Consider the following 18933-nt stretch of genomic DNA (forward strand, 5'->3'; position numbering starts at 1 on the left):
TAGGCTTGGTCCACGTCCAACACCAGGCGAGCAATTGGCCGACGCCATCAACATGGCGAACCGCCTATTCCCCGGCAAGCATTGGTTGTTCGCCAAGGGCCGTGTCCGGGTTGATGAGCCGCTCTACGGCTTTCGCGTTTTTGAGCCTGGCAACACGGAGACGGTCGTCGCTGAAAGCGAACATGACGATCCCATCGAATGCGTAATGATGGCTATCGATGTCGGCCGGTCAAAAAGGAGGCCGAGATGATGAAGGCCGCCATCATCCTAGCGTTGCTGTTCCTGTCGGCTTGCACGACGACCGAGCCGCACGACTTCGCCGCCGAGCAGCTCGGCGCGCTCGGCCCGCTGCTGAAGGGCGAGCGGCCATGAGTGCGGCGAGCGATCTGCACGATCTCCTGTCCGGCCGCTTCGTCCGCGAAGTCATCGGTCCCGCCATCAAGGGCGGCGCGACCTATGCGGAGCTGATGGTCCTCTTCGAGACCGTCCAGTTCGGCATGATGGAGGTTCTGCACCGTCACTACGAGCTGGCGCCCGCCACCGCAGTCAGCCTCTGCGAGGAAAGCCTGCATAGCGCCATCGAACGCTTTGCCGGCGCCAGGAACAAGGATGGCGCCCGTGGCTGAATTCCCCCCATCCCAGTCCACCGAAGCGAGCTTGCCAGGTGAGGTGCCCGGCAAGGTCGAAATGTTTGAAGGCCGGCTTCAGACCGTGGTCGATGCCGCGCGCACCGGCTGGTGGCGCTTTCATCAGCGCTACGACCGCGACAGCTACTGCGACAACCCGGGAAGGGGTTACTGATGGCAACACTGGAAGAGAAGCTGGTCTTTGCCGTGTCCCCGACCGGGCAGGGCGATGGCGTTCCGCTCCTCATCGTCGGCGTCCCGGCCGGCGCATGGGAGTACATGAAGGACGGCAAGACGCACCACTTCGACCTGACCAAGGCCGGGGTGCCAGTGAAGTTGCTGTTCTTCGGCGCCGCCACTCACGCCGCGGCGATGAAAGTCATCGACGACGCGATGAAGGCGAGCGGCACCGCCTATCTCGACGAGCGCCGTACCGACTTCTCAATCAAGCCGAAGCGGGGTGGCGGCAATGGCTGACCACTTCAACGGCCACATCAATCGCGAGGCTTTCGAGAAGGTGCTGCGCGAGGCTTTTTCAAACATCCCGCCGGAGGCAAAGGCAGCGCCTGTTTTGGCGTGCCAAGCCCGTGCGGTCGAAGTTTCAGTCCAGTTCGCTCTCTTCATCGCGGACGAACTGAATGCCGGCACCAGCGCCACCGTTCTTCTCGATGCCGGATCGCGCGTGATCGGCGGCATGGTCGAGAACTTCGCACGCGGTTTCGCCGCCGATGCGGGCGAGGACATCCTCTCAATCATCCTCGAGCGCGTTCGATGGGCGACAACGTCGGACGATGACGATTTCGAAGTGTCCGTGAAGCGTCCGCAGGTCAAAGGCGGAAGAGCGTGATGGCTGACAAATCCGCAATCGAATGGACCGACGCGACGTGGAATCCGATCACCGGCTGTTCGATCGTCTCGCCGGGCTGCACCAACTGCTATGCCATGAAGCTCGCCGGGACGAGGCTGAAGCACATCGACAGCCGCAAAGGTCTCACCCGTGAGACCAAGGCCGGCCCGGTCTGGACCGGCGAGGTGCGGCTTAACCGGCAATGGCTTCATCAGCCGCTCGAGTGGAAAAAGCCGCGCCGCATCTTCGTCTGTGCCCATGGCGACCTGTTCGCCGAGAACGTGCCGGACGAATGGATCCTCGACGTATTCACCGTCATGGCCGCCGCCGACCATCACACGTACCAGGTGCTCACCAAGCGACCAGACCGCATGTGCGAGTTCCTGTCGCGCCGCGATCTGCTCAATGACATCTACGCCAATTGGTACACTTTCACCGGCAAGCCGGCGGAAGTCTACTCATGGCCGCTGCACAATGTCTGGTGTGGCGCTTCGGCGGAAGATCAGACGCGATACGACAACCGGCGCCGCTGGCTCGACGAGACGCCTGCGGCGGCGCGCTTCTGGAGCCTTGAGCCGCTGCTCGGCCCGATCGAGATGAATATCCAGTTCGTCAAGCCGGACTGGGTCATCGTCGGCGGCGAGAGCGGCCACAACGCCCGGCCCATGCATCCCGCATGGGCGCGCTCGATCCGCGACCAGTGTGCTGCCGCCGGCGTGGCGTTCTTTTTCAAGCAGTGGGGAGAATGGATGCCCGTCAAGGTCGTTGACGATGGCGACGGGCCTTTCGGAATAGGCGACGGCGCGGACCCCTTGCACGCATATCCGAACGTCCCGGTTTATCCCGCGCGGAACATAGACGGCCAGGACATGTGGCGCGTCGGAAAGAAGCGCACCGGCCGGCTGCTCGACGGCATCGAACATAAAGCCATGCCGGAGGGCGATTTCTCATGAGCGACTGGTTCAAGCGCACCCGCATCGCATGGATCGCCGAGATGGTTGAGATTTACGGCTTCATCAACCGTGAGCATATCCAGACCAAGTTCGGCGTTTCGACGCCGCAAGCATCTTATGACCTTCGGGACACGATGGCCGCGCTACCGGGTCTAATCGTCTACAACACCAGCACCAAGCGCTACGAGAAAGCAGACGATCGCATCCCGAACGATGCCGAAAAGAAGGCGCAGGGCGCGCGTTGCGGCTGTCTCGGGGCCGATGACTACTGCGTCTGCCAGAACCTGCCGGACGCGATCACCAAGCACGAGCGAGCCGCCGCCATGCCGGAGGCACGCTGATGCCGAACATCCTGTTGGTGACCAACGCCGGCCACGGCGAAACGATGGTTCCATCCGGCGCGCTGTTGAAGCCGGGCGATATCTTGAACATCCACAATTCCGAGGATGACAGTCAGCGCCCTGCGAAATGCGTAGCCATCGCGCCGGCCGGCGTTCCTGTCGAGTATGCCATCGCCGACCAGACCGGCACCGCACGGCCGCTGATGATCACCAAGCCACGGCATCGTGAGCCGCTTTACGTCCTCGAATGGGAGGGCCGTCAGTTTCTGGTCACCCACGCAAAAATCCGCAAGGGCCTTCAACGCGCCGAGAGCGCAGGGCTCAACGCCACGGAGCCTTCATGATGACGCCGACCCAGATTGAGCTCGCGCGCCACGCGCTTGGCTTGGACGGCCGCCGCCGACAGTCCTATCGCAACTATTTCGTGACGGGCGAAGGCTGTCACGAGCACACCGAATGGATGGCCATGGTTTCGGCAGGCTACGCATGGCGCCGGGCCGGAACACCACTGACTGGCGGCTCTGACCTGTTCCGCCTCACCAGGGCCGGTGCCAAATTGGCCATCGAACGGGGAGAAAGTCTTGATCTGAAAGACTTCCCGACGGTGCCGTCGTGAGCGTCTATGTTGACAACGCCAGGCATCCCTTCGGCCGCCTGCTCATGTGTCACATGTGGGCAGACACCCGCGAAGAGCTGTTCGCCATGGCCGACCGGATCGGCGTGCAGCGCAAATGGTTGCAGCGCCCGGCCGGCATCGGCGTCGCCGGCATGGATGCATCCTGGGAGCACTTCGACATCGCGCAATCGAAGCGCGCGATGGCGATCGCCGCCGGTGCGATCGCGACCGACAAATACGGCCCGGTTGAGCACACAGCGCGCATGGCCGGCAATCAGAAGAAGCTCGAGCAGATCGCACGCTGCCGGGCCCTAGGCTTCGGTCAATCCGAAGGGGACCTATTGTGACGATCGAGAAACACTCCGGCCTTCAGCAGATCGTCTGCGAATGCGGCGAATCGCAGAGCCGAACCTATCAGGCCGACGAGTTCGACGTGATGGTGTCCGACGCGCGGCGTGAAGGCTTCGTCATCGCCAAGGTCGCCGGCGAGTGGACGCACACCTGCCAGGACTGCGCTCGGCCGGCGCGAGCGCAAAGGAAGCTGCTGTGATCGATCTCCCCGACCTCGCCATTTCCGTCCGTCAGCCTTGGCCATGGGCAATCCTGCATGGCGGCAAGGATATCGAAAACCGCGACTGGCCGACGAAGATCAGAGGCCGCGTCTGCCTGCATGCCTCCAAGGGCATAACACGTGACGAATACGAGGATTGTCTGGCGACCATCCATCACGTCAGCCTCACGCATCCCTTCACGCCTGGCTTGACACTGCCGGCATTCGAGGAGCTGCCGCGCGGCGGCATTGTTGGCACGGTCGAGATCGCCGGCTGTGTCGCCGACAGCGCCAGCCCGTGGTTCTTCGGTCGCTATGGTTTCGTGCTGCGCAACGCCGAACCGCTGGACGAATTCATCCCTGTCAAGGGCGCCCTCGGGTTTTTCAGATGGCGCGACCAGATCAGCGCCACGCCGACAGCGAACACTCCGAAGCAGGGCAGCCTGCTTTGACCTATCCGTTTCTGACCCAGGAGAGAAACCTATGGAAGTAGCCACCATCAAAGGGGCAACCCACAATCCCGGTGCTCCGGCGAATTGGACGCCGTCCAATGGGCCGTGCGGCACGCTGCCGATCCTCTATCGCAAGGATTCCTACGGCAATCCGGAATGCGTGAGCGCTTGGAGACCGAGTCCTGAAGAGATCAAGACCCTCAGCGAAGGCGGCTTCATCCTGCTGAAAGTGGTCGGCTGGCAGGTGCCGGTGTGGATATCCGTCGCCGACAAAGATGCGGCCACCACTGGGTGAGACCCGGACAGCACAAATCAAGGAGGCCTGCGAGTATGAGCGAGACCCCGAAATGCGAGCTTTGCGGCGAGCCTATGCCGGCCGGCGAAGAGATGTTCAAGTTCCACGGCTACAGCGGAAATTGCCCGCGGCCGCCGCTCCCGACCATCGAATGCCACGGCCTCGACACACAGGAGCGTGTTTGCTTCTACGAGCAGGATTTCTATGTCCTGTCGAATTTCTCGGCGTTCACCATCATGTGGGAGTGGACGCCGCGCGAAGGATTGGTGCGCTTCGACACGTCGGAGGCCGTCTATCATTTTATGAAGTTCAAGGCGAACGTGCCGACTGCCCAGCAGTTTCAGCTTATGGAGCGTATACGGAGCGCCCCTTCCGCCCACGACGCCTTCAAGCTCGCCGAACGCAACAAGCATCTCCGCCGACATGATTGGGATGACGTGAAGGTCGACGTCATGCGCGATATCCTTCGCGCTAAGGCTGATCAGCACGAATACGTGCGCCGCAAGCTGCTGGCGACCGGCGATCGCGAGTTGGTCGAGAATTCATGGCGCGACGACTTCTGGGGCTGGGGTTACAACCGCGACGGCAAGAACATGCTCGGCAAACTGTGGATGGAAGTGCGGGCCGAACTCCGCGCCGCTATCAGCAGGGCCGAAGGTAGGCCACACGTCTGATGGGCAGCTCCTTCACAAGTAAACCCGTCCGCCTTCGCCTCTCACGCGCCAAGGGTTTCGATCTGCAACTGCACTCCCGATCGTTCAACGGCCTCGACGCCGTCAACGTCGCGCGGCCATCGCTTTTCGGTAATCCATTCAAGGTCAGCGCCAGGCACGACCGCGCCTATGTCGTCCAGCTATTCAGCCAAATGGCCTGCTGCTGGGACTGCCTGATCCCGGATCCGTCGCCTCAGGAACAGGCTAAGGCGCGGCTCGCCATCTTCCGCAACATCGGCAGTCTGACCGGGAAGAACCTCGCCTGCTGGTGCGCGCTCGACGGCAAGCCGTGTCATGCCGACGTCCTGCTCAACATCGCCAACGATCCCGAACAACTCGTCAGTCGGCAGCGCTTTGCCACCAGATGCGAAGAGGTTTCACCATGACTACGAAAGAATTCCCGACATGCGACGTTCTGTCGACCATCACCGGCATATTGATGGGCCCGATCGGCGGCGTCTATGAGGTGCTGAACTTCATGACCGGCGAGGACGTGTTTACGCATCAGATACCGCGCATCAGCCGTGAGGCAACGCCGGTGGTGCTGAAGATGCATCCCGAGCTTGAAGCGACCATCACCGAAGCCGAGCAAGTCACGGAAGACAATTACCTCACGTGGTTGGCGACGTGGGAGGAGCGCTACGGAAAGTCGATCACCGTCCCGCAGATGACGATCGCCGAGCACGAGCGCATAGACCCACTGTCCGAACTGGCCGAGAAGGTCTCGCCCGACAAGATCGCGGTGGTTTCGCCATGACCACGCCAACGCAAGACATACTTGACGGCATCACCGCTGACATCGAATTGCTGCGGATGGCCGTCGAAGCTGACGACCCAAAGGCCGAACTGAGGAACAGGCTTGACGATGTCCGATCTGCGATAGGGCGGTGCCGCGCCACTCTCACCAAATCCAGCCCGGTTGAAGCTGTGGCGGTGAGATTTGGTGAAAGTGCCATGGCCTGCACTTCAACAGGAGCCGCCATGAGCGCTCCCTATCCCAATGCAGCCATGGATGTCGTTGTGAAATTGCTGATGAACGAATGGCGCTTGTCGCGAGAACAGATCGCCAATCTTGCGGCCGATATCCCTGGCGAATGCGCTAAATCCGGTTGCAAGCAATTCGAAAACAACTGGTGCTCCTGCTCCAATGATTGCGCACTGGTGCAATCATGACCTGCCCGACAATCGAAGAGGCAATTGAACGTCTGCTCGACGCGTCAGCTGCGGTCGCCCACGCTGAAGGCATCTATTCCGCTGGTGCTCGTCGCGAACTGGACAGGGCGTTGGCTGCGGTCAAGGGCATCTCCTCTGGGGGCGCAGGAGACCCGGTGGACAGGGCCGACGTTCTTCAAGAAATGGTTCATAGCTATTCACAAGTCATCAGTGCCAAACAACGTCGCATCGACGCGCTCGTGGCTGCGCTTGAACCGTTTGCCAACATGCCGATGCCGGAACAGCATGGCGAAGCGCGCGAACGCATACACAAAGCCCGCGCCGCACTTGCGCTTGCGCGCGGGGCAGAGCCGGAGGAGCCGACCGAGGCGATGAAAACCGCCGCCCTGAATGCGATCCCAATGGACAAATACATGGAAATCGGTTCGCGGCTCAGCAACGTCACCCTGAACACAGACGAATGCGCAACAATATATCAGGCCATGGTCACTGCCGCCATCGCAGGAAACCCCTCTCTTCCCTCTGGTGGGGAGAAATCGTCATGAGCGCGCCATCGGACTTGATCGCAGAAATGCGGGCCGACTTGGAATTTACTGACGAACGATACCTTGGCCGCTGCTCCTCCGACAACATCCACATCCTTATAGACCACATAGCCAGCCTCGAAGCCGAACGGGAAGCACTGAGAGAGGCGCCGTTTGCGAACCGCGCGTTTATCTTCGAAGGGCTAGAGGATGACTGGTTCTGCCAACCATCGGTCCAAATCAAGCACCTGCGCGCCGCCCGCGCTCTCCTTCCCCGCCAGGATCGCCTCTCTGGAAAGGGAGAGGGCAACCCGAACAGCGACCCCATCTGCCGGCAGTGCGCAACACAGGAGCACGGATCGCCTCCGCTGCCTGAGAAATGCGTATGCGGAGATCACCCCGCCGGTAGGAAAGGACAGTCGTGAGCGCGCCATCCGCCTCCGAAGACGACACGCCGATGCGGCTCCAGGAAGCATGCGATAGGTTCTTTGGGGGGCGGATCACGCCGAAGGCCTTGCGCGCCGAAGCCCGCAAGGGGAATTTGACAATCGAGCAGATTGCCAACAAGGATTTCGTCACACCGTCCGCAATCAGGGAAATGCGACTCAAATGCCGCGTCGAAAAAGCCCGCCCCGCATCGTCCCAAGGCTCGACCGGGACGGGGTCAAGCGGCTCGTCATCCGCGACGGGTCCGTTTACAAGCGAACGGGATGCCTTGTTGGCGAAACTGATAGCGCGGCGGAAAAGCTCGCGGAATACATCGGGCAAAAAAAGCAAAAGCCCGTCTCCGTCGAACGTGGTCCCGATCACATCGCATGCGCCGCGGCGCTAGATTACTATCTCGCAGCCAAGCAGGCGAGCAGCGACGACACAGGGCCGCTTGAAGGCCGCATCGCATTCCTGACCTTATTCTGGGGCGACAAGCCGCTGTCAGCGGTCGACGGCGAGACCTGCCGCGAATATAGCGCCAGCCGTAAGCATCAAGCAGCTGCACGCCGCGAGCTCGAGGATCTTCGTGCGGCGGTCTACATGTTCTGTAAAGAGAAGCGGCTGAACTTCCGGCCCTATTTCGACCTGCCAGACAAGCCCGTCGCCCGCGAGCGCTGGCTGACGCGGCAAGAGGCGGCCGACCTTCTGCGCGGTGCGCTCCGGCTGCGGCGCGCCAGGCCGAAGACCTATGAATGTCTGCCGCGCTTCATCTTGATCGGCCTCTACACTGGCACCAGGCACGCCGCCATCCTCGATCTCAACTGGAACCGTGGCCCGGCTGGCGGCTGGCCGGATCTTGACGCCGGCGTGCTCTATCGGCGCGGCGAGCGCGTGCGCGAAACAACCAAGCGCCGGCCGCCAATGCGGCTGCCGCGCCGGCTGATTGCGCATCTGAAACGATGGAGACGGAAAGACGGCGGCAAGGGTCCGGTGATCCATGCCAAGGGCGGCGAGCCGATCGGCCTTATGCGCAAGTCGTTCGATGCCGCCCGCGTCGAGGCCAAGCTCGGCGAGGAGGTCACGCCGCATATCCTTCGCCACACCCGGGCGACCTGGTTGATGCAACGCCGGGTGCCGATCTGGGATGCCGCCGGCTCGCTCGGCATGACCGTCAAGCAGATGGAATCGACCTACGGCCACCATCATCCCGACTTCCAGCAGGCAGCCGCCGATGCCTACTGAAGCGCCCCAAAATGCTCGTTTCTGGGCGCATAGCTGGGCGCACGGGACGCCTGACTACCTCCAAGCGAAGCAGACAGCATTGAAATCATTGAGATAAAATGGTGGGCGATGACGGGCTCGAACCGCCGACATCTTCGGTGTAAACGAAGCGCTCTACCAACTGAGCTAATCGCCCGCTCCGGGCCGGACCTTTAAGCAGTTAGGACCGGCTTCGCAAGGCCAAATGAGCGGCCAGTGGCTTGGCCGGGAGCCGGTTTCGGCAACAAAGTTCGGCTTGTCAAAAAACCTTCTGCTGTTTGCTGTTATGCTGTCCGGGTCCGCTTGACACCCGGTGGCTTACCCCTTATCCACCGCCCCAACGACGAACACGGCTGACACGTGCTCGTCCATGCGCGGGTGTAGCTCAGTTGGTTAGAGTGCCGGCCTGTCACGCCGGAGGTCGCGGGTTCGAGCCCCGTCACTCGCGCCATTTCTCCTTTGGGGTCACGTCCCCTGGTGTCGGAGAAATGTCGACGTTGATTTGTCAAAAACCGTCGTCGTTCATGATGTAATCCATACGGTCTCACCCCTCGGCGAGCAGCGCCTCGACCTCCTGCAGCGTCGGCATGGACGGGGCGGTGCCTGGGCGCGTCACCGAGATGCCGGCGACGGCGCAGGCGAAGCGCACCGCTTCCAGAGGTTCGATCCCCCTCGACAGCGCGGCAGCCAGGCCGCCGTTGAAGGCGTCGCCCGCGCCTGTGGTCTCGACCACCGGGCCGGCGGCGACCGCTGCGACATGCTCGGAACGATCGGCCGTGTGCAGCAGCGCACCGTTTTCGCCAAGCGTCACGATGACTGCCCCAACGCCCTTCTCAAGCAGGCTGTCGGCGGCACGGCGGGCGTCGTCGATCGAGGACACCTTGATGCCGGTCAGTTCCTCGGCCTCGGTTTCGTTCGGCGTGACATAGTCGCAAAGCGTGTAGATGCGGTCCGGAAGCCTGGCCGCGGGCGCCGGGTTGAGGATGGTGGTCACCCCTGCCCCGCGCGCGATCTCCAGCGCCCGCAGCGCCGCCTCGATCGGCTGTTCGAGCTGGGTGACGAAAACGCCGGCCGCGCGGATCAGGCCGGCATTTGCCTCGATATCGGCGGGCGAGATCAGCATCGCCGCACCCGGACTGACGATGATCGCGTTGTTGCCGCTCGTCTCCTCGATGAAGATATAGGCGGCACCGGTGTAGCTTTCCGGTGTGTCGATGACGGCGCTCTTCACGCCGGCGTGCGACCAGGTCTGTCTCGCCATATCGGCAAAGGGGTCGACGCCGAGGCGGGTAAGAAAGGTGACGTCGGCGCCGAGCCGGCCGGCCGCCACCGCCTGGTTCGAGCCCTTGCCGCCGGGGCCGAGCGTGAAGGACGTGCCCAGGATCGTCTCGCCCATGCGCGGCTGGCGGGCGGCGCGGTAGGCCGTATCGGCGACGAAGACGCCCAATATGACAACCGGCTTCATGACGATCGGATTCGCCGGCATCCCGCTACTCCGCATCCGGTGGCACGACGCCCTTGCGGAACGCAAAACAGCCATAGAAGCGGCGCTCGCCGGTCTGGATGACGCAATAGGCCTTCTTGGCGCGTTCGTAGAAGGCGTAGCGCTCGACCGAGATCATCGGCCAGGCCTTGCCCTCGGCGGCATCGATCTCTTTTTGCACTTCCTTCTGCACGGCGGGAATGTCGTCCGGCTTGCCGACGATCTCCATGCGCGCGGCGGCATCGTCGACGAAGGTGTCCAGCGGATAGAGCGACAGTACCGCCTTGACCACGTCGGCCGCCGACGCATCGATGCGCAGTAGCCGGCCAAGCACGGTCTGGCGCGCCACCGAATCGGACGGGAAATTGGTGTCGGCGATAATCAGATCGTCACCGTGGCCCATCGCCCGCAGCGCCTGCAGCACATCGGCATTGAGCAGCGGATTGATTCCTTTGAGCATGGTATTCCTCGCGAAGTTTGCTGGGGCGAAATCAGAGACGCTTGCCGGTCTCTGCGTCGAAGAGATGCACCTGGTCGAGCCGCGGTTTCAGGTGCAGTGTGTCGCCCGGCTTGAAGTCGTGGCGCTCACGGAACAGCGCCACCATCTCGCCCTCGCCGAAGCGCAGGAACACCAAAGTCTCGGAACCGGTCGGCTCGACCACCGAAATCTTCGCCGGAACACCATCGGGATGGATTTCGAGGTGCTCGGGCCGCACGCCGTAGACGACATTACGGCCATCCTCGACGGCACTGGTCGCCGCAATCGGGAACGGCGTCCCGGCGATCTCGACGACGGGCTTGTCGCCCTTGCGCACGACGCCCTTGAGCAGGTTCATCGAGGGCGAGCCGATGAAGCCGGCGACAAACAGGTTGGCTGGCCGGTCGAATAATTCCAGCGGCGCGCCGACCTGTTCGATGCGACCGTCGCGCATCACCACGATCTTGTCGGCCATGGTCATGGCCTCGATCTGGTCGTGGGTGACGTAGATGGTGGTGGTCTTCAGCCGCTGGTGCAGTTCCTTGATCTCGGTGCGCATCTGGACACGCAGCTTGGCGTCGAGATTGGAGAGCGGCTCGTCGAAGAGGAACACCTGCGGGTTGCGCACGATGGCGCGGCCCATGGCGACGCGCTGGCGCTGGCCGCCAGAGAGCTGGCGCGGATAGCGCTTGAGGTAGGGATTGAGGTCGAGGATGTCGGCGGCGCGCTTGACCCGCTCAGTGACCACCGCCGGGTCGGTTTTGCGCAGCTTGAGAGCAAAGGCCATGTTCTGCTCGACCGTCTTGTGCGGATAGAGCGCGTAGTTCTGGAACACCATGGCGATGTCGCGCTTGGCCGGCGGCAAATGGTTGACGATGCGCTCGCCGATGGCGATGGTGCCGCCGGAGACCGTTTCCAGCCCGGCCACCATCCTCAGCAGCGTGGACTTGCCGCAACCGGAAGGCCCGACCAGCACCACGAACTGTCCGTCGGCGATGTCGACGCTGACATCGTGCAGAACCTTGACGGTTCCGAACGCCTTGGCCACATTGCGGATCGCGACTTGAGCCATCATTCCCCCTTCAGTTGCCGTGAAGCTAAACAACGCAAACGGCGAGGGCAAGTCAGTCTCTTATAGATAAAAAACCCATTCACGTTGACACCGCACTTCGTTGTGCGAATAGTGACAGTGTCCGGCTTATGACCCTGTTCCGGGCGCACCGGTACGCTTGTCCGGCACTGAATGCCAAGCGTCGCGGGAGGGAGAATTCGGGCCGCTATTTACCGGAGTCGCTGTCGTTGGGGAACATAATCGGCGCTCCACCATCTGAACCAATTCACAATTGACCTTCTGGGAGGAACGAAATGAAAGTCAGCCTTTATAACCAACTTGTCCGCGCCGGGGCCACCCGCCGCGACGTGCTGAAGGGAGCGGCCAGCATGGCCGCCCTCGCGGCGGCCTCAAGCGCCGGGCTTGGTGCGCTGACGCGCACGGCTGCGGCCGCCGACGACCTGCGTGCGCAGATCCTGCAGATTCCGGGTGTCGGCAAGGGTCAGCCGACCGATGCCGACTTCCAGCAGGTCGGGGAGCTTTGCCTTGGCGCCACCAAGGCCAATGTCAAGGAAGGCGAATTCGCCGGTGTCGAACTCACCTTCATGGGCCTCAACAACCAGAACCTGCACAATGTGCTGTTTCGCGGCTTCCTGAAGCCGTGGGAGACCTATACCGGCGCCAAGATCAACTGGATCGACCTGGCGCAGGCCGACTACAACGCCCGCCTGCAGCAGTCGATCGCGACCGGCACCGTCGATTTCGACATCATCGAAATGGGGGCACCGTTCGAAGGCGACGTCTGCGGCAAGGGTCTCACCTCCGAGATGCCGGACTGGGTCAAGGACCAGATCGACATGAAGGATGTCGTGGCCTATCTGCAGCCGCCGGTGGGCACATGGGACGGCAAGCAATATCGCGTGACCGTTGACGGCGACGCACATAATTTCAACTACCGCACCGACGTGTTTGCCGATGCCGACCTCGCCAAGGCCTGGAAGGACGGCGGCGGAGAAGGCGAATGGGGCGTGCCGAAGACCTGGCAGCAGGTGCAGGCGGTGACGAAATTCCTCAAGGGCAAGCAGGTGAAGGGCCAGGATGTCTTTGGCTACCTCGATGCGCCCAAGCCCTGGGGCGGTTTCGGCTACTATTTCCTCGGCAGCCGCGCCAGCGCCTACGCCAAGCATCCCGATGACAAGGCCTGGCTGTTCGATGCCGACACGATGAAGCCGCGCGTCAACAATCCGGCATGGGTGCGGGCGATCCAGGACGTCATCGATGCCCTGCCCTCCGAACCTGCCGACCAGATCAACGCCGACCCGAACACCACCGCCTTCCAGCAATTCTTGGCAGGCACCGGTTCGATGGTTACCTGGTGGGGCGACGTCGGTTCGAACGTCAAGACCAACGATTCCTCGGTCGTCGGCGACATCACCGGCTTCTCGATCCTGCCGGGCTCGGACGATGTCTACAACTCCAAGACCGGCCAGTGGGACAAGCTCGCCAGCGGCCCGAACCATGCGCCGAACTGCGCCTATCTCGGCTGGGGCGTTTACGTCATGGCCCGCGTCGACAGCGACGAAAAGAAGAAGAAGGCGGCATGGTCTGCCGCTGCCCATCTCGGCGGCAAGGACCTGTCGCTCTGGTGCGCGGCCTATCCGTCGGGTTTCCAGCCCTATCGCAACTCGCATTTCAACATTCCGGAATGGGTGGCGGCGGGCTACGACGAGGCGTTCATCACCTCGTATCTGAAGTCGGAAGCCGACAGCTACAACCATCCCAACGCGGCGATCGAGCCGCGCATCCCCGGCATCTTCCAGTACTACAGCGCCGCCGAGGACATTTTGGCCAACACCTTTGCCGGCAAGATGAAGGCGCAGGAAGGCGCCGACGCCATCGCAGCCGCCTGGGAGAAGCTAACCGACCAGATCGGCCGCGACAAACAGGTCAAGCTCTACAAGGCCTCGCTCGGCATGTAGGCTGAGATCGTGAAACCTGGTTCGGCGGCGAACAGCCGCCGGACATCCGCTTGACCGGCCCGGCCTCGATCGGCTCGGCCGGTCATCGAGCCTCCTGTGAACAGGCAAGACGCGTGGCTGACCGGACCCTGGCTGACCAGACTTTGTCGACAAGTGAATGGCCGGCAGGCGCCGTGCCATCCGACCTGATTCCGCGGAGCCGCAAACGGCTTGGCTGGGCGCTGATGGCTGCTGCGACGCTCGGCCTTCTGGCGGTGATCGCGCTGCAAATCCTCTACAAGAGCGAGGTCGACACTATCGGCTTCGAGACCTGGCGGCCGGTGGTCTACGCCTACGTGCTGTGGGGTGTCGCGCTCGGCATCGGCCAGGTGCTGACGCGCGGCGAGGACGGCCAGCGCGCGCTGTTCCTGCTGCCGGCGCTGCTGTTTACCATTGCCATGGTGATCTTCCCGACGCTGTTCGGCTTCTACATCGCGCTGACCGACTGGAACCTCAGTTCCTTCAGCGGACGGCAGTTCAACGGGCTCGACAATTTCTGGCAGATGCTGAACGACGCCTATTATCGCAACGCGCTGTTCAACATGGTGCTCTACGTGCTGGCGGTGTTCGTCGAATATGTCATCGCCTTCGGCCTGGCGCTGCTGCTCAACGCGCAGATTAGGGCACGAAAATTCTTCCGCGTCGTGTTTCTCATGCCGCTGATGCTGTCGCCGGTGGCGGTGTCGTGGATGATCGGCAAGTCGCTGATGGAATACCGCTTCGGGCCCGCCGCGACGCTGGCGCGGCATCTCGGCTGGGAAAACCCGGCCTTCTTCTCCAACCCGATCACCGCCCGCATCTCGATCATGGTGCTCGACGCGTGGACGTTCATCCCGTTCATGATGATCATGCTGCTCGCCGGCCTGCAGGCAATGTCGCGCGAGGTGCTCGAGGCAGCGCGTGTCGATGGCGCCACCGCCTGGCAGACCTTCTGGCAGGTCACCTTCCCGCTGATGCTGCCGGTGTCGGTGACAGCGGTCATCCTGCGCATCATCTTCAAGCTGAAGCTCGCCGACATCATCATCACCGTCACCTCCGGCGGGCCGGGCGGCGCGACCGATTCGGTGTCCAGTTTCATCTACCGCGAATATCGCGACCGTTCGAACGTCGGCTACGGCACGATGCTGGCGATGGCCTATTTGATCATCATCATCGTGTTCGTGACCTGGCTGCTGAAGTTCGCCAGCCGCTTCGTGCGCAACGTCAACTGATCGGGCCGGCAAGATGAGCGTTCAGACCACCGACTATGCCGCTTCCGAAATCCGCTCGCCGGCGAACTTCCTCGCTAACCGCGTCTTCATCTATGGCGCGCTCATCTTCTGGGCTTTCATCTGCCTGTTCCCGATCTATTGGACGATAACCACCTCGTTCAAGACCGCGGTCGACGTCACCCAGGGCCATCTGATCCCGTTCGTCGACTTCCGGCCCGACTGGAAAGGCTGGCGTTCGCTCGGCCTGTCGCCGGACTCGATCTTTCGGACGTCGACGGTCCGCGACGAATTCATCAAGCGCTTCATGAATTCGGTCATCACTTCGGTCGGCGCGTCGAGCCTCGCCATCGTCATCGGCAGCCTCGCCGCCTACGGGCTGACCCGCTATCGTTACAAGTTTGCCTGGTTCAGGAACGAGGATATTTCCTTCTTCTTCCTGTCTCAGCTGATCCTGCCGCCGGTGGTTTTGGCCTTGCCCTTCCTCGTGCTTTACCGGGAGGTCGGCCTGCTCGACACACGCGTCGGGCTGATCCTGCTCTATACGCTGATGGTGCTGCCGATCGTCATCTGGATCATGCGCGACCAGTTCAACTCCATCCCGGTGGAGCTGGAGGAGGCAGCACTCGTCGACGGCCTGTCGATCTGGGGCGCCTTCTTGCGCATCGTCATGCCGATCGCGCTGCCGGGCATGGTCGCCGCCTTCATCCTGGCGATGGTGCTGTGCTGGAACGAGTATTTCTTCGCCGCGCTTTTGACCTCGACCGACGCAAAAACCATTCCTGTCATGGTGGCCAGCCAGACCGGCTCACAAGGCATCAACTGGTGGTCAATGGCGGCGCTTGCCACCGCCGCCATCACACCGCTCGCCGTCATCGGCATCGCGCTCGAGCGTTACCTGATCATGGGCATGACAGCGGGCGCGGTGAAATAACTGCGCCGGCTCTCCCTTCTCCCCTTGTTGCGGGAGAAGGGAAAAGCGCGCTAACCCGAAAGTGTTGCCCGCAAATGCTCGAGGATCATGGCAACCCCTTTTTGCCCCAACTCCACCGAGGCTTCGGGCGCACTTGCCGTGTACCAGCCGGTGTTGTCGGCGAAGCGGCCGGCATCCACCGCCTCCGGGCACAGCGCCAGCATCAGCGACGTCTCGCCGGTGCCGGCATGGTCGAACGGGTACCGGCTGTGCATTGAAGCCGGCATCAACGGATGCACCTGCACCCAGTTGAAGAAATTGCTGCCCTCGGCGTGCTCGGCATAATAGTCGGCCATCGCCGCAGAGCCCCACCAGCCTTCGCCACGTTCTTTCTCCAGGAAGCGGAAGATCGCCTGCCGGCCGGCGGCCTTGAAGGCGAGATCGGTTGGCATGCCGGCGGCAAAATTTTCGGTCTGGTGGTGAATGATGGCGTGGATGTTGCGGAAGCCGATGCGCAGCAGGCTATAGAACAGTTCTTCCGCAAATGGCGCCAGCACATTGCCGCCGACCTGCAGCGAACCACTGCCCTCCGGTGCTGCAACAGCATAGCTCGCCGCGCCGTAATAGAAGGGCGGCAGAATGACGATCTCGGCTTCTTTTTCGAACAGTTCCAGGCTCTTGACCACCGCCAGCGTGTCCATGCCGACGGCCATGTGCTCGCCGTGATATTCAAGCACACCCAGCGGCAACACGACCGGCCGGTTTTCGGCGATCACCTTGCGTATCTGATGCGGCAGCATCAATTCGTAGCGCATGACACCTACTCCATATTGGTGTGGCGGCCGCGCATCGCTCCCGGCGAGACGCCGGTCAGATCCCTGAGCTTCAGCACCATCACTTCGAAGAGGACGAACAGCACGCCTTCGAAAACCGAGCCCATCGGCAGGACGGATGTCTTTTCGGGACCCTGGTCGTCGGCCATGGTCTGAGCCGGGATAAGCAATGTGAAGTCGGCCAGCTTTGCGGCAGTGCTGTCGGCTTGCGCGGTGAGCAGCAGGACTGTGGCACCGGCCTCGCGCGCGACCTGCATCAAGGTCAGCACCGTCGACGTCTCACCCGGGCCGGAACTGGCGAGGAAGACATCGCCCTCGCCCAGCGGCGGCGTGGTCATGTCGCCGACGACCGACACCGGCAGACCGAGATGATAGAGCCGCATGGCAAAACCCTTGACCTGCAGCGCCTCGCGGCCGCAGCCATAGGTGACGATCTTTTTCGCACCGGCCAAGATGGCGCAAGCGGCGTCGATGCGGCTTGCGTCGATACGCTCCAGCACGGTGCCAAGCTCGTTCAGCGCAATCCCAAACAGGTTTTCGCCGGCGTCCGTCATGACATTTGCACCAGCCTGCCGGTGCCGGAGAACCATTTGAATATCTTAGTCACCTTTGCCCCGAACAGCTTGTTTTCATTCATGCTATCACCGCGAAAATCGGTGTCCAACGACACGCAGTGCTTTTGATGCGCTACAGCCGTGATAGTGTCACGGCAAATCGTGAATGAGGAAACGACGACATATGAAGACACGGCATTTCGACCGCATCGGCAATGGCGGCATCACCTTCACCGAGCTCGGCTTCGGCACCGCACCGCTCGGCAATCTTTACCGCGCCGTCTCCGACGAGGATGCCAATGCTACGCTGGAGGCGGCATGGCGGGTCGGCTGCCGCTACTTCGACACCGCGCCGCTTTATGGGCTAGGCCTAGCCGAAACGCGGCTCAATCCGTTCCTGCGTTCGAAGAAGCGCGACGACTACGTGCTGTCCAGCAAAGTCGGGCGCATAATGCGCGCCTGCCCGCCGGAACAGCGCACCGGCATCGGCAAGTTCTTCGACACCCCATCGCGCCGAGAGGTCTACGATTACAGCTATGACGGCGTCATGCGCTCCTTCGAGGCCTCGCTGGAACGGCTCGGCGTCGACCGCATCGACATCCTCTTCGTGCACGATGTCGACATCTTCACCCATGGCAGCAAGGAAGCCTCGGACCAGCGCATCCAGGAATTCATGAGCTCCGGCTACTACGGATTGCTGGCATTGCGCGACCAGGGCGTGATCAAGGCATTCGGCGGCGGCATCAACGAGTGGCAGGTTGCCCAGACGCTGGCCGAGCGCGGCGATTTCGATCTGTTCCTGCTTGCCGGGCGTTACACGCTGCTGGAGCAGGAAGCGCTGCAGTCTTTCCTGCCGCTATGCCAGCAACGCGGCATCGGCATCGTTCTCGGCGGGCCTTACAATTCCGGCATCCTGGCAACCGGGCCGAAGCCCGGCGCCTACTACAATTATTCGGAGGCGCCGCAGGACATCATCGACCGCGTCACCCGCATCGAGGCCGTCTGCAAACGCCACGGCGTGCGCCTGATCGAGGCGGCGCTGCAGTTCCCGCTGCTGCATCCTTCCGTCGTCTCGGTAATCCCCGGCGGCCAGCGGCCGGGCGAAGTCGAAAGCAATCGCTCCCTGCTCGACGCGAAGCTGCCATCGGCGCTGTGGACCGATCTCAAGAAAGAAGGCTTGATGCGCACGGACGCGCCGACGGCATAGCGCCGCCTTTTCCAACAGAAAAGAAAAACCGGATATGCCGGCTTTTCTTTTCTCTGAAAGACTTAAGGAGGCGCCTAGTTGACCGCGTCCTTGAGGCCCTTGCCGGCCGAGAACTTCGGCACGGTGCGCGCCGGGATCTTCACTTCCGCACCGGTCTGCGGATTGCGGCCGGTCGACGCGGCGCGTTTTGACACGGTGAAATTTCCGAAGCCGACAAGCCGGACATCGCCGCCCTTTTTCAGTTCGCCGGTGATCACGGAAAACACCGCATCAACCGCCGACTGCGCGTCACCCTTCGAAATACTCGCGGCATCGGCGACAGCGGACACCAGTTCGTTCTTGTTCATAAAAATTCCCTTCCATGAGAAAACCGGAACACTCGACTCATCCGGCAGGAAACGGACTTTAG

The 18933-nt window shown here is 62.2% G+C and carries 31 protein-coding genes and 2 tRNA genes; 26 read left to right on the forward strand and 7 right to left on the reverse strand.

The window, feature by feature from the left end; genetic code table 11:
• Positions 1–34: 34 nt before the first annotated feature.
• The 21 genes from NKI08_RS13245 to NKI08_RS13345 all read left to right on the forward strand — a co-directional run bounded on the left by NKI08_RS13245 (position 35) and on the right by NKI08_RS13345 (position 8761).
• On the forward strand, positions 35–250 hold the full coding sequence (locus NKI08_RS13245) for a hypothetical protein (protein ID WP_352769905.1): 216 nt from the start codon (positions 35–37) through the stop codon (positions 248–250).
• Positions 247–372, forward strand: coding sequence for a hypothetical protein (locus NKI08_RS13250; protein WP_352769908.1), 126 nt, complete (start codon positions 247–249; stop codon positions 370–372). The genes NKI08_RS13245 and NKI08_RS13250 overlap by 4 nt, the downstream gene beginning before the upstream one ends.
• Positions 369–626: a hypothetical protein gene (locus NKI08_RS13255; protein ID WP_352622304.1), complete on the forward strand. Its 258-nt coding sequence runs from the start codon at positions 369–371 to the stop codon at positions 624–626. Before NKI08_RS13250 ends, NKI08_RS13255 begins: the two co-directional genes overlap by 4 nt.
• Positions 619–801, forward strand: a complete 183-nt coding sequence (locus NKI08_RS13260; RefSeq protein WP_352710887.1) for a hypothetical protein — start codon at positions 619–621, stop codon at positions 799–801. The genes NKI08_RS13255 and NKI08_RS13260 overlap by 8 nt, the downstream gene beginning before the upstream one ends.
• On the forward strand, positions 801–1103 hold the full coding sequence (locus tag NKI08_RS13265; protein WP_352769913.1) for a hypothetical protein: 303 nt from the start codon (positions 801–803) through the stop codon (positions 1101–1103). The genes NKI08_RS13260 and NKI08_RS13265 overlap by 1 nt, the downstream gene beginning before the upstream one ends.
• The gene (locus NKI08_RS13270; RefSeq protein ID WP_352769917.1) at positions 1096–1473 is read left to right on the forward strand and encodes a hypothetical protein; all 378 of its coding nucleotides are present in this window, start codon (positions 1096–1098) and stop codon (positions 1471–1473) included. The genes NKI08_RS13265 and NKI08_RS13270 overlap by 8 nt, the downstream gene beginning before the upstream one ends.
• Positions 1473–2426: a phage Gp37/Gp68 family protein gene (locus NKI08_RS13275; RefSeq protein WP_352769920.1), complete on the forward strand. Its 954-nt coding sequence runs from the start codon at positions 1473–1475 to the stop codon at positions 2424–2426. Before NKI08_RS13270 ends, NKI08_RS13275 begins: the two co-directional genes overlap by 1 nt.
• Entirely contained in the window at positions 2423–2767 is a 345-nt protein-coding gene (locus tag NKI08_RS13280; protein ID WP_352769923.1) for a BrxR family helix-turn-helix transcriptional regulator, read from the forward strand. Before NKI08_RS13275 ends, NKI08_RS13280 begins: the two co-directional genes overlap by 4 nt.
• On the forward strand, positions 2767–3111 hold the full coding sequence (locus NKI08_RS13285) for a hypothetical protein (RefSeq protein WP_352769926.1): 345 nt from the start codon (positions 2767–2769) through the stop codon (positions 3109–3111). Before NKI08_RS13280 ends, NKI08_RS13285 begins: the two co-directional genes overlap by 1 nt.
• A complete protein-coding gene (locus tag NKI08_RS13290; RefSeq protein WP_352769929.1) occupies positions 3108–3383 on the forward strand; it encodes a hypothetical protein in 276 nt (91 codons plus the stop codon). The genes NKI08_RS13285 and NKI08_RS13290 overlap by 4 nt, the downstream gene beginning before the upstream one ends.
• Entirely contained in the window at positions 3380–3730 is a 351-nt protein-coding gene (locus NKI08_RS13295; RefSeq protein ID WP_352769932.1) for a DUF4031 domain-containing protein, read from the forward strand. The genes NKI08_RS13290 and NKI08_RS13295 overlap by 4 nt, the downstream gene beginning before the upstream one ends.
• Positions 3727–3933: a hypothetical protein gene (locus NKI08_RS13300; protein WP_352769935.1), complete on the forward strand. Its 207-nt coding sequence runs from the start codon at positions 3727–3729 to the stop codon at positions 3931–3933. The genes NKI08_RS13295 and NKI08_RS13300 overlap by 4 nt, the downstream gene beginning before the upstream one ends.
• A complete protein-coding gene (locus NKI08_RS13305; RefSeq protein WP_352769938.1) occupies positions 3930–4385 on the forward strand; it encodes an ASCH domain-containing protein in 456 nt (151 codons plus the stop codon). The genes NKI08_RS13300 and NKI08_RS13305 overlap by 4 nt, the downstream gene beginning before the upstream one ends.
• A 31-nt stretch (positions 4386–4416) precedes the next feature.
• Positions 4417–4680 (forward strand): hypothetical protein, encoded by a 264-nt coding sequence (locus NKI08_RS13310; protein WP_352769941.1) that lies wholly within the window; start codon positions 4417–4419, stop codon positions 4678–4680.
• 35 nt (positions 4681–4715) lie between these two features.
• Positions 4716–5354 (forward strand): riboflavin biosynthesis intermediates N-glycosidase, encoded by a 639-nt coding sequence (ybiA, locus tag NKI08_RS13315; protein ID WP_352769944.1) that lies wholly within the window; start codon positions 4716–4718, stop codon positions 5352–5354.
• Positions 5354–5779, forward strand: coding sequence for a DUF4326 domain-containing protein (locus tag NKI08_RS13320; RefSeq protein ID WP_352622323.1), 426 nt, complete (start codon positions 5354–5356; stop codon positions 5777–5779). The genes ybiA and NKI08_RS13320 overlap by 1 nt, the downstream gene beginning before the upstream one ends.
• Positions 5776–6150, forward strand: a complete 375-nt coding sequence (locus NKI08_RS13325; RefSeq protein ID WP_352769947.1) for a DUF7736 domain-containing protein — start codon at positions 5776–5778, stop codon at positions 6148–6150. Before NKI08_RS13320 ends, NKI08_RS13325 begins: the two co-directional genes overlap by 4 nt.
• Entirely contained in the window at positions 6147–6566 is a 420-nt protein-coding gene (locus tag NKI08_RS13330) for a hypothetical protein (RefSeq protein ID WP_352769950.1), read from the forward strand. Before NKI08_RS13325 ends, NKI08_RS13330 begins: the two co-directional genes overlap by 4 nt.
• On the forward strand, positions 6563–7111 hold the full coding sequence (locus tag NKI08_RS13335; protein ID WP_352769953.1) for a hypothetical protein: 549 nt from the start codon (positions 6563–6565) through the stop codon (positions 7109–7111). The genes NKI08_RS13330 and NKI08_RS13335 overlap by 4 nt, the downstream gene beginning before the upstream one ends.
• On the forward strand, positions 7108–7515 hold the full coding sequence (locus NKI08_RS13340) for a hypothetical protein (RefSeq protein WP_352769956.1): 408 nt from the start codon (positions 7108–7110) through the stop codon (positions 7513–7515). The genes NKI08_RS13335 and NKI08_RS13340 overlap by 4 nt, the downstream gene beginning before the upstream one ends.
• Positions 7516–7699: 184 nt before the next feature.
• Positions 7700–8761, forward strand: coding sequence for a site-specific integrase (locus NKI08_RS13345; RefSeq protein ID WP_352769959.1), 1062 nt, complete (start codon positions 7700–7702; stop codon positions 8759–8761).
• A gap of 99 nt (positions 8762–8860) precedes the next feature.
• Here NKI08_RS13345 and NKI08_RS13350 read toward each other — a convergent pair.
• Positions 8861–8936: transfer RNA gene (locus NKI08_RS13350), tRNA-Val, on the reverse strand.
• 217 nt (positions 8937–9153) lie between these two features.
• On the opposite strand from NKI08_RS13350, the gene NKI08_RS13355 reads away from it, so the two are divergent.
• Positions 9154–9230: transfer RNA gene (locus NKI08_RS13355), tRNA-Asp, on the forward strand.
• Between the two features lie 93 nt (positions 9231–9323).
• On the opposite strand, the gene rbsK is transcribed toward NKI08_RS13355, so the two are convergent.
• From rbsK to NKI08_RS13370, 3 genes are read right to left on the reverse strand one after another with little or no spacing between them, the layout of a single operon-like run.
• The gene (gene rbsK, locus NKI08_RS13360) at positions 9324–10265 is read right to left on the reverse strand and encodes a ribokinase (RefSeq protein WP_352769962.1); all 942 of its coding nucleotides are present in this window, start codon (positions 10263–10265) and stop codon (positions 9324–9326) included.
• Between the two features lie 4 nt (positions 10266–10269).
• A complete protein-coding gene (locus NKI08_RS13365) occupies positions 10270–10722 on the reverse strand; it encodes an RbsD/FucU family protein (RefSeq protein WP_352471958.1) in 453 nt (150 codons plus the stop codon).
• Between the two features lie 31 nt (positions 10723–10753).
• The gene (locus tag NKI08_RS13370) at positions 10754–11812 is read right to left on the reverse strand and encodes an ABC transporter ATP-binding protein (protein ID WP_352449436.1); all 1059 of its coding nucleotides are present in this window, start codon (positions 11810–11812) and stop codon (positions 10754–10756) included.
• A gap of 293 nt (positions 11813–12105) precedes the next feature.
• On the opposite strand from NKI08_RS13370, the gene NKI08_RS13375 reads away from it, so the two are divergent.
• The 3 genes from NKI08_RS13375 (at position 12106) to NKI08_RS13385 (ending at position 15951) form a co-directional block, all read left to right on the forward strand.
• Entirely contained in the window at positions 12106–13770 is a 1665-nt protein-coding gene (locus NKI08_RS13375) for an ABC transporter substrate-binding protein (RefSeq protein ID WP_352769966.1), read from the forward strand.
• Positions 13771–13898: 128 nt separating this feature from the next.
• Complete coding sequence (locus tag NKI08_RS13380) at positions 13899–15020, forward strand: carbohydrate ABC transporter permease (protein ID WP_031211226.1); 1122 nt, start codon at positions 13899–13901, stop codon at positions 15018–15020.
• 13 nt (positions 15021–15033) lie between these two features.
• Positions 15034–15951 (forward strand): carbohydrate ABC transporter permease, encoded by a 918-nt coding sequence (locus tag NKI08_RS13385; protein ID WP_352769969.1) that lies wholly within the window; start codon positions 15034–15036, stop codon positions 15949–15951.
• Positions 15952–16001: 50 nt separating this feature from the next.
• On the opposite strand, the gene NKI08_RS13390 is transcribed toward NKI08_RS13385, so the two are convergent.
• Both NKI08_RS13390 and hxlB read right to left on the reverse strand, forming a co-directional pair.
• Entirely contained in the window at positions 16002–16745 is a 744-nt protein-coding gene (locus NKI08_RS13390; protein ID WP_352769972.1) for a creatininase family protein, read from the reverse strand.
• A gap of 5 nt (positions 16746–16750) precedes the next feature.
• Entirely contained in the window at positions 16751–17317 is a 567-nt protein-coding gene (hxlB, locus tag NKI08_RS13395) for a 6-phospho-3-hexuloisomerase (RefSeq protein ID WP_352766863.1), read from the reverse strand.
• A 184-nt stretch (positions 17318–17501) separates the two neighbouring features.
• On the opposite strand from hxlB, the gene NKI08_RS13400 reads away from it, so the two are divergent.
• Complete coding sequence (locus tag NKI08_RS13400; RefSeq protein ID WP_352471963.1) at positions 17502–18524, forward strand: aldo/keto reductase; 1023 nt, start codon at positions 17502–17504, stop codon at positions 18522–18524.
• A gap of 74 nt (positions 18525–18598) precedes the next feature.
• Here NKI08_RS13400 and NKI08_RS13405 read toward each other — a convergent pair whose 3' ends face one another.
• On the reverse strand, positions 18599–18871 hold the full coding sequence (locus NKI08_RS13405; protein WP_006201846.1) for an HU family DNA-binding protein: 273 nt from the start codon (positions 18869–18871) through the stop codon (positions 18599–18601).
• Positions 18872–18933 lie beyond the last annotated feature (62 nt).

This window comes from Mesorhizobium sp. M0768 (assembly GCF_040320195.1).
Lineage (GTDB): Bacteria > Pseudomonadota > Alphaproteobacteria > Rhizobiales > Rhizobiaceae > Mesorhizobium.

Coding starts and splice junctions, on each gene's coding strand:
- NKI08_RS13250 (WP_352769908.1), top strand. CDS start 247: ATGATGAAGGCCGCCATCATCCTAGCGTTGCTGTTCCTGTCGGCTTGC.
- NKI08_RS13255 (WP_352622304.1), top strand. CDS start 369: ATGAGTGCGGCGAGCGATCTGCACGATCTCCTGTCCGGCCGCTTCGTC.
- NKI08_RS13265 (WP_352769913.1), top strand. CDS start 801: ATGGCAACACTGGAAGAGAAGCTGGTCTTTGCCGTGTCCCCGACCGGG.
- NKI08_RS13270 (WP_352769917.1), top strand. CDS start 1,096: ATGGCTGACCACTTCAACGGCCACATCAATCGCGAGGCTTTCGAGAAG.
- NKI08_RS13275 (WP_352769920.1), top strand. CDS start 1,473: ATGGCTGACAAATCCGCAATCGAATGGACCGACGCGACGTGGAATCCG.
- NKI08_RS13280 (WP_352769923.1), top strand. CDS start 2,423: ATGAGCGACTGGTTCAAGCGCACCCGCATCGCATGGATCGCCGAGATG.
- NKI08_RS13285 (WP_352769926.1), top strand. CDS start 2,767: ATGCCGAACATCCTGTTGGTGACCAACGCCGGCCACGGCGAAACGATG.
- NKI08_RS13290 (WP_352769929.1), top strand. CDS start 3,108: ATGATGACGCCGACCCAGATTGAGCTCGCGCGCCACGCGCTTGGCTTG.
- NKI08_RS13310 (WP_352769941.1), top strand. CDS start 4,417: ATGGAAGTAGCCACCATCAAAGGGGCAACCCACAATCCCGGTGCTCCG.
- ybiA (WP_352769944.1), top strand. CDS start 4,716: ATGAGCGAGACCCCGAAATGCGAGCTTTGCGGCGAGCCTATGCCGGCC.
- NKI08_RS13320 (WP_352622323.1), top strand. CDS start 5,354: ATGGGCAGCTCCTTCACAAGTAAACCCGTCCGCCTTCGCCTCTCACGC.
- NKI08_RS13325 (WP_352769947.1), top strand. CDS start 5,776: ATGACTACGAAAGAATTCCCGACATGCGACGTTCTGTCGACCATCACC.
- NKI08_RS13330 (WP_352769950.1), top strand. CDS start 6,147: ATGACCACGCCAACGCAAGACATACTTGACGGCATCACCGCTGACATC.
- NKI08_RS13335 (WP_352769953.1), top strand. CDS start 6,563: ATGACCTGCCCGACAATCGAAGAGGCAATTGAACGTCTGCTCGACGCG.
- NKI08_RS13340 (WP_352769956.1), top strand. CDS start 7,108: ATGAGCGCGCCATCGGACTTGATCGCAGAAATGCGGGCCGACTTGGAA.
- NKI08_RS13345 (WP_352769959.1), top strand. CDS start 7,700: ATGCCGCGTCGAAAAAGCCCGCCCCGCATCGTCCCAAGGCTCGACCGG.
- rbsK (WP_352769962.1), bottom strand. CDS start 10,265: ATGCCGGCGAATCCGATCGTCATGAAGCCGGTTGTCATATTGGGCGTC.
- NKI08_RS13365 (WP_352471958.1), bottom strand. CDS start 10,722: ATGCTCAAAGGAATCAATCCGCTGCTCAATGCCGATGTGCTGCAGGCG.
- NKI08_RS13370 (WP_352449436.1), bottom strand. CDS start 11,812: ATGGCTCAAGTCGCGATCCGCAATGTGGCCAAGGCGTTCGGAACCGTC.
- NKI08_RS13375 (WP_352769966.1), top strand. CDS start 12,106: ATGAAAGTCAGCCTTTATAACCAACTTGTCCGCGCCGGGGCCACCCGC.
- NKI08_RS13385 (WP_352769969.1), top strand. CDS start 15,034: ATGAGCGTTCAGACCACCGACTATGCCGCTTCCGAAATCCGCTCGCCG.
- NKI08_RS13390 (WP_352769972.1), bottom strand. CDS start 16,745: ATGCGCTACGAATTGATGCTGCCGCATCAGATACGCAAGGTGATCGCC.
- hxlB (WP_352766863.1), bottom strand. CDS start 17,317: ATGACGGACGCCGGCGAAAACCTGTTTGGGATTGCGCTGAACGAGCTT.
- NKI08_RS13400 (WP_352471963.1), top strand. CDS start 17,502: ATGAAGACACGGCATTTCGACCGCATCGGCAATGGCGGCATCACCTTC.
- NKI08_RS13405 (WP_006201846.1), bottom strand. CDS start 18,871: ATGAACAAGAACGAACTGGTGTCCGCTGTCGCCGATGCCGCGAGTATT.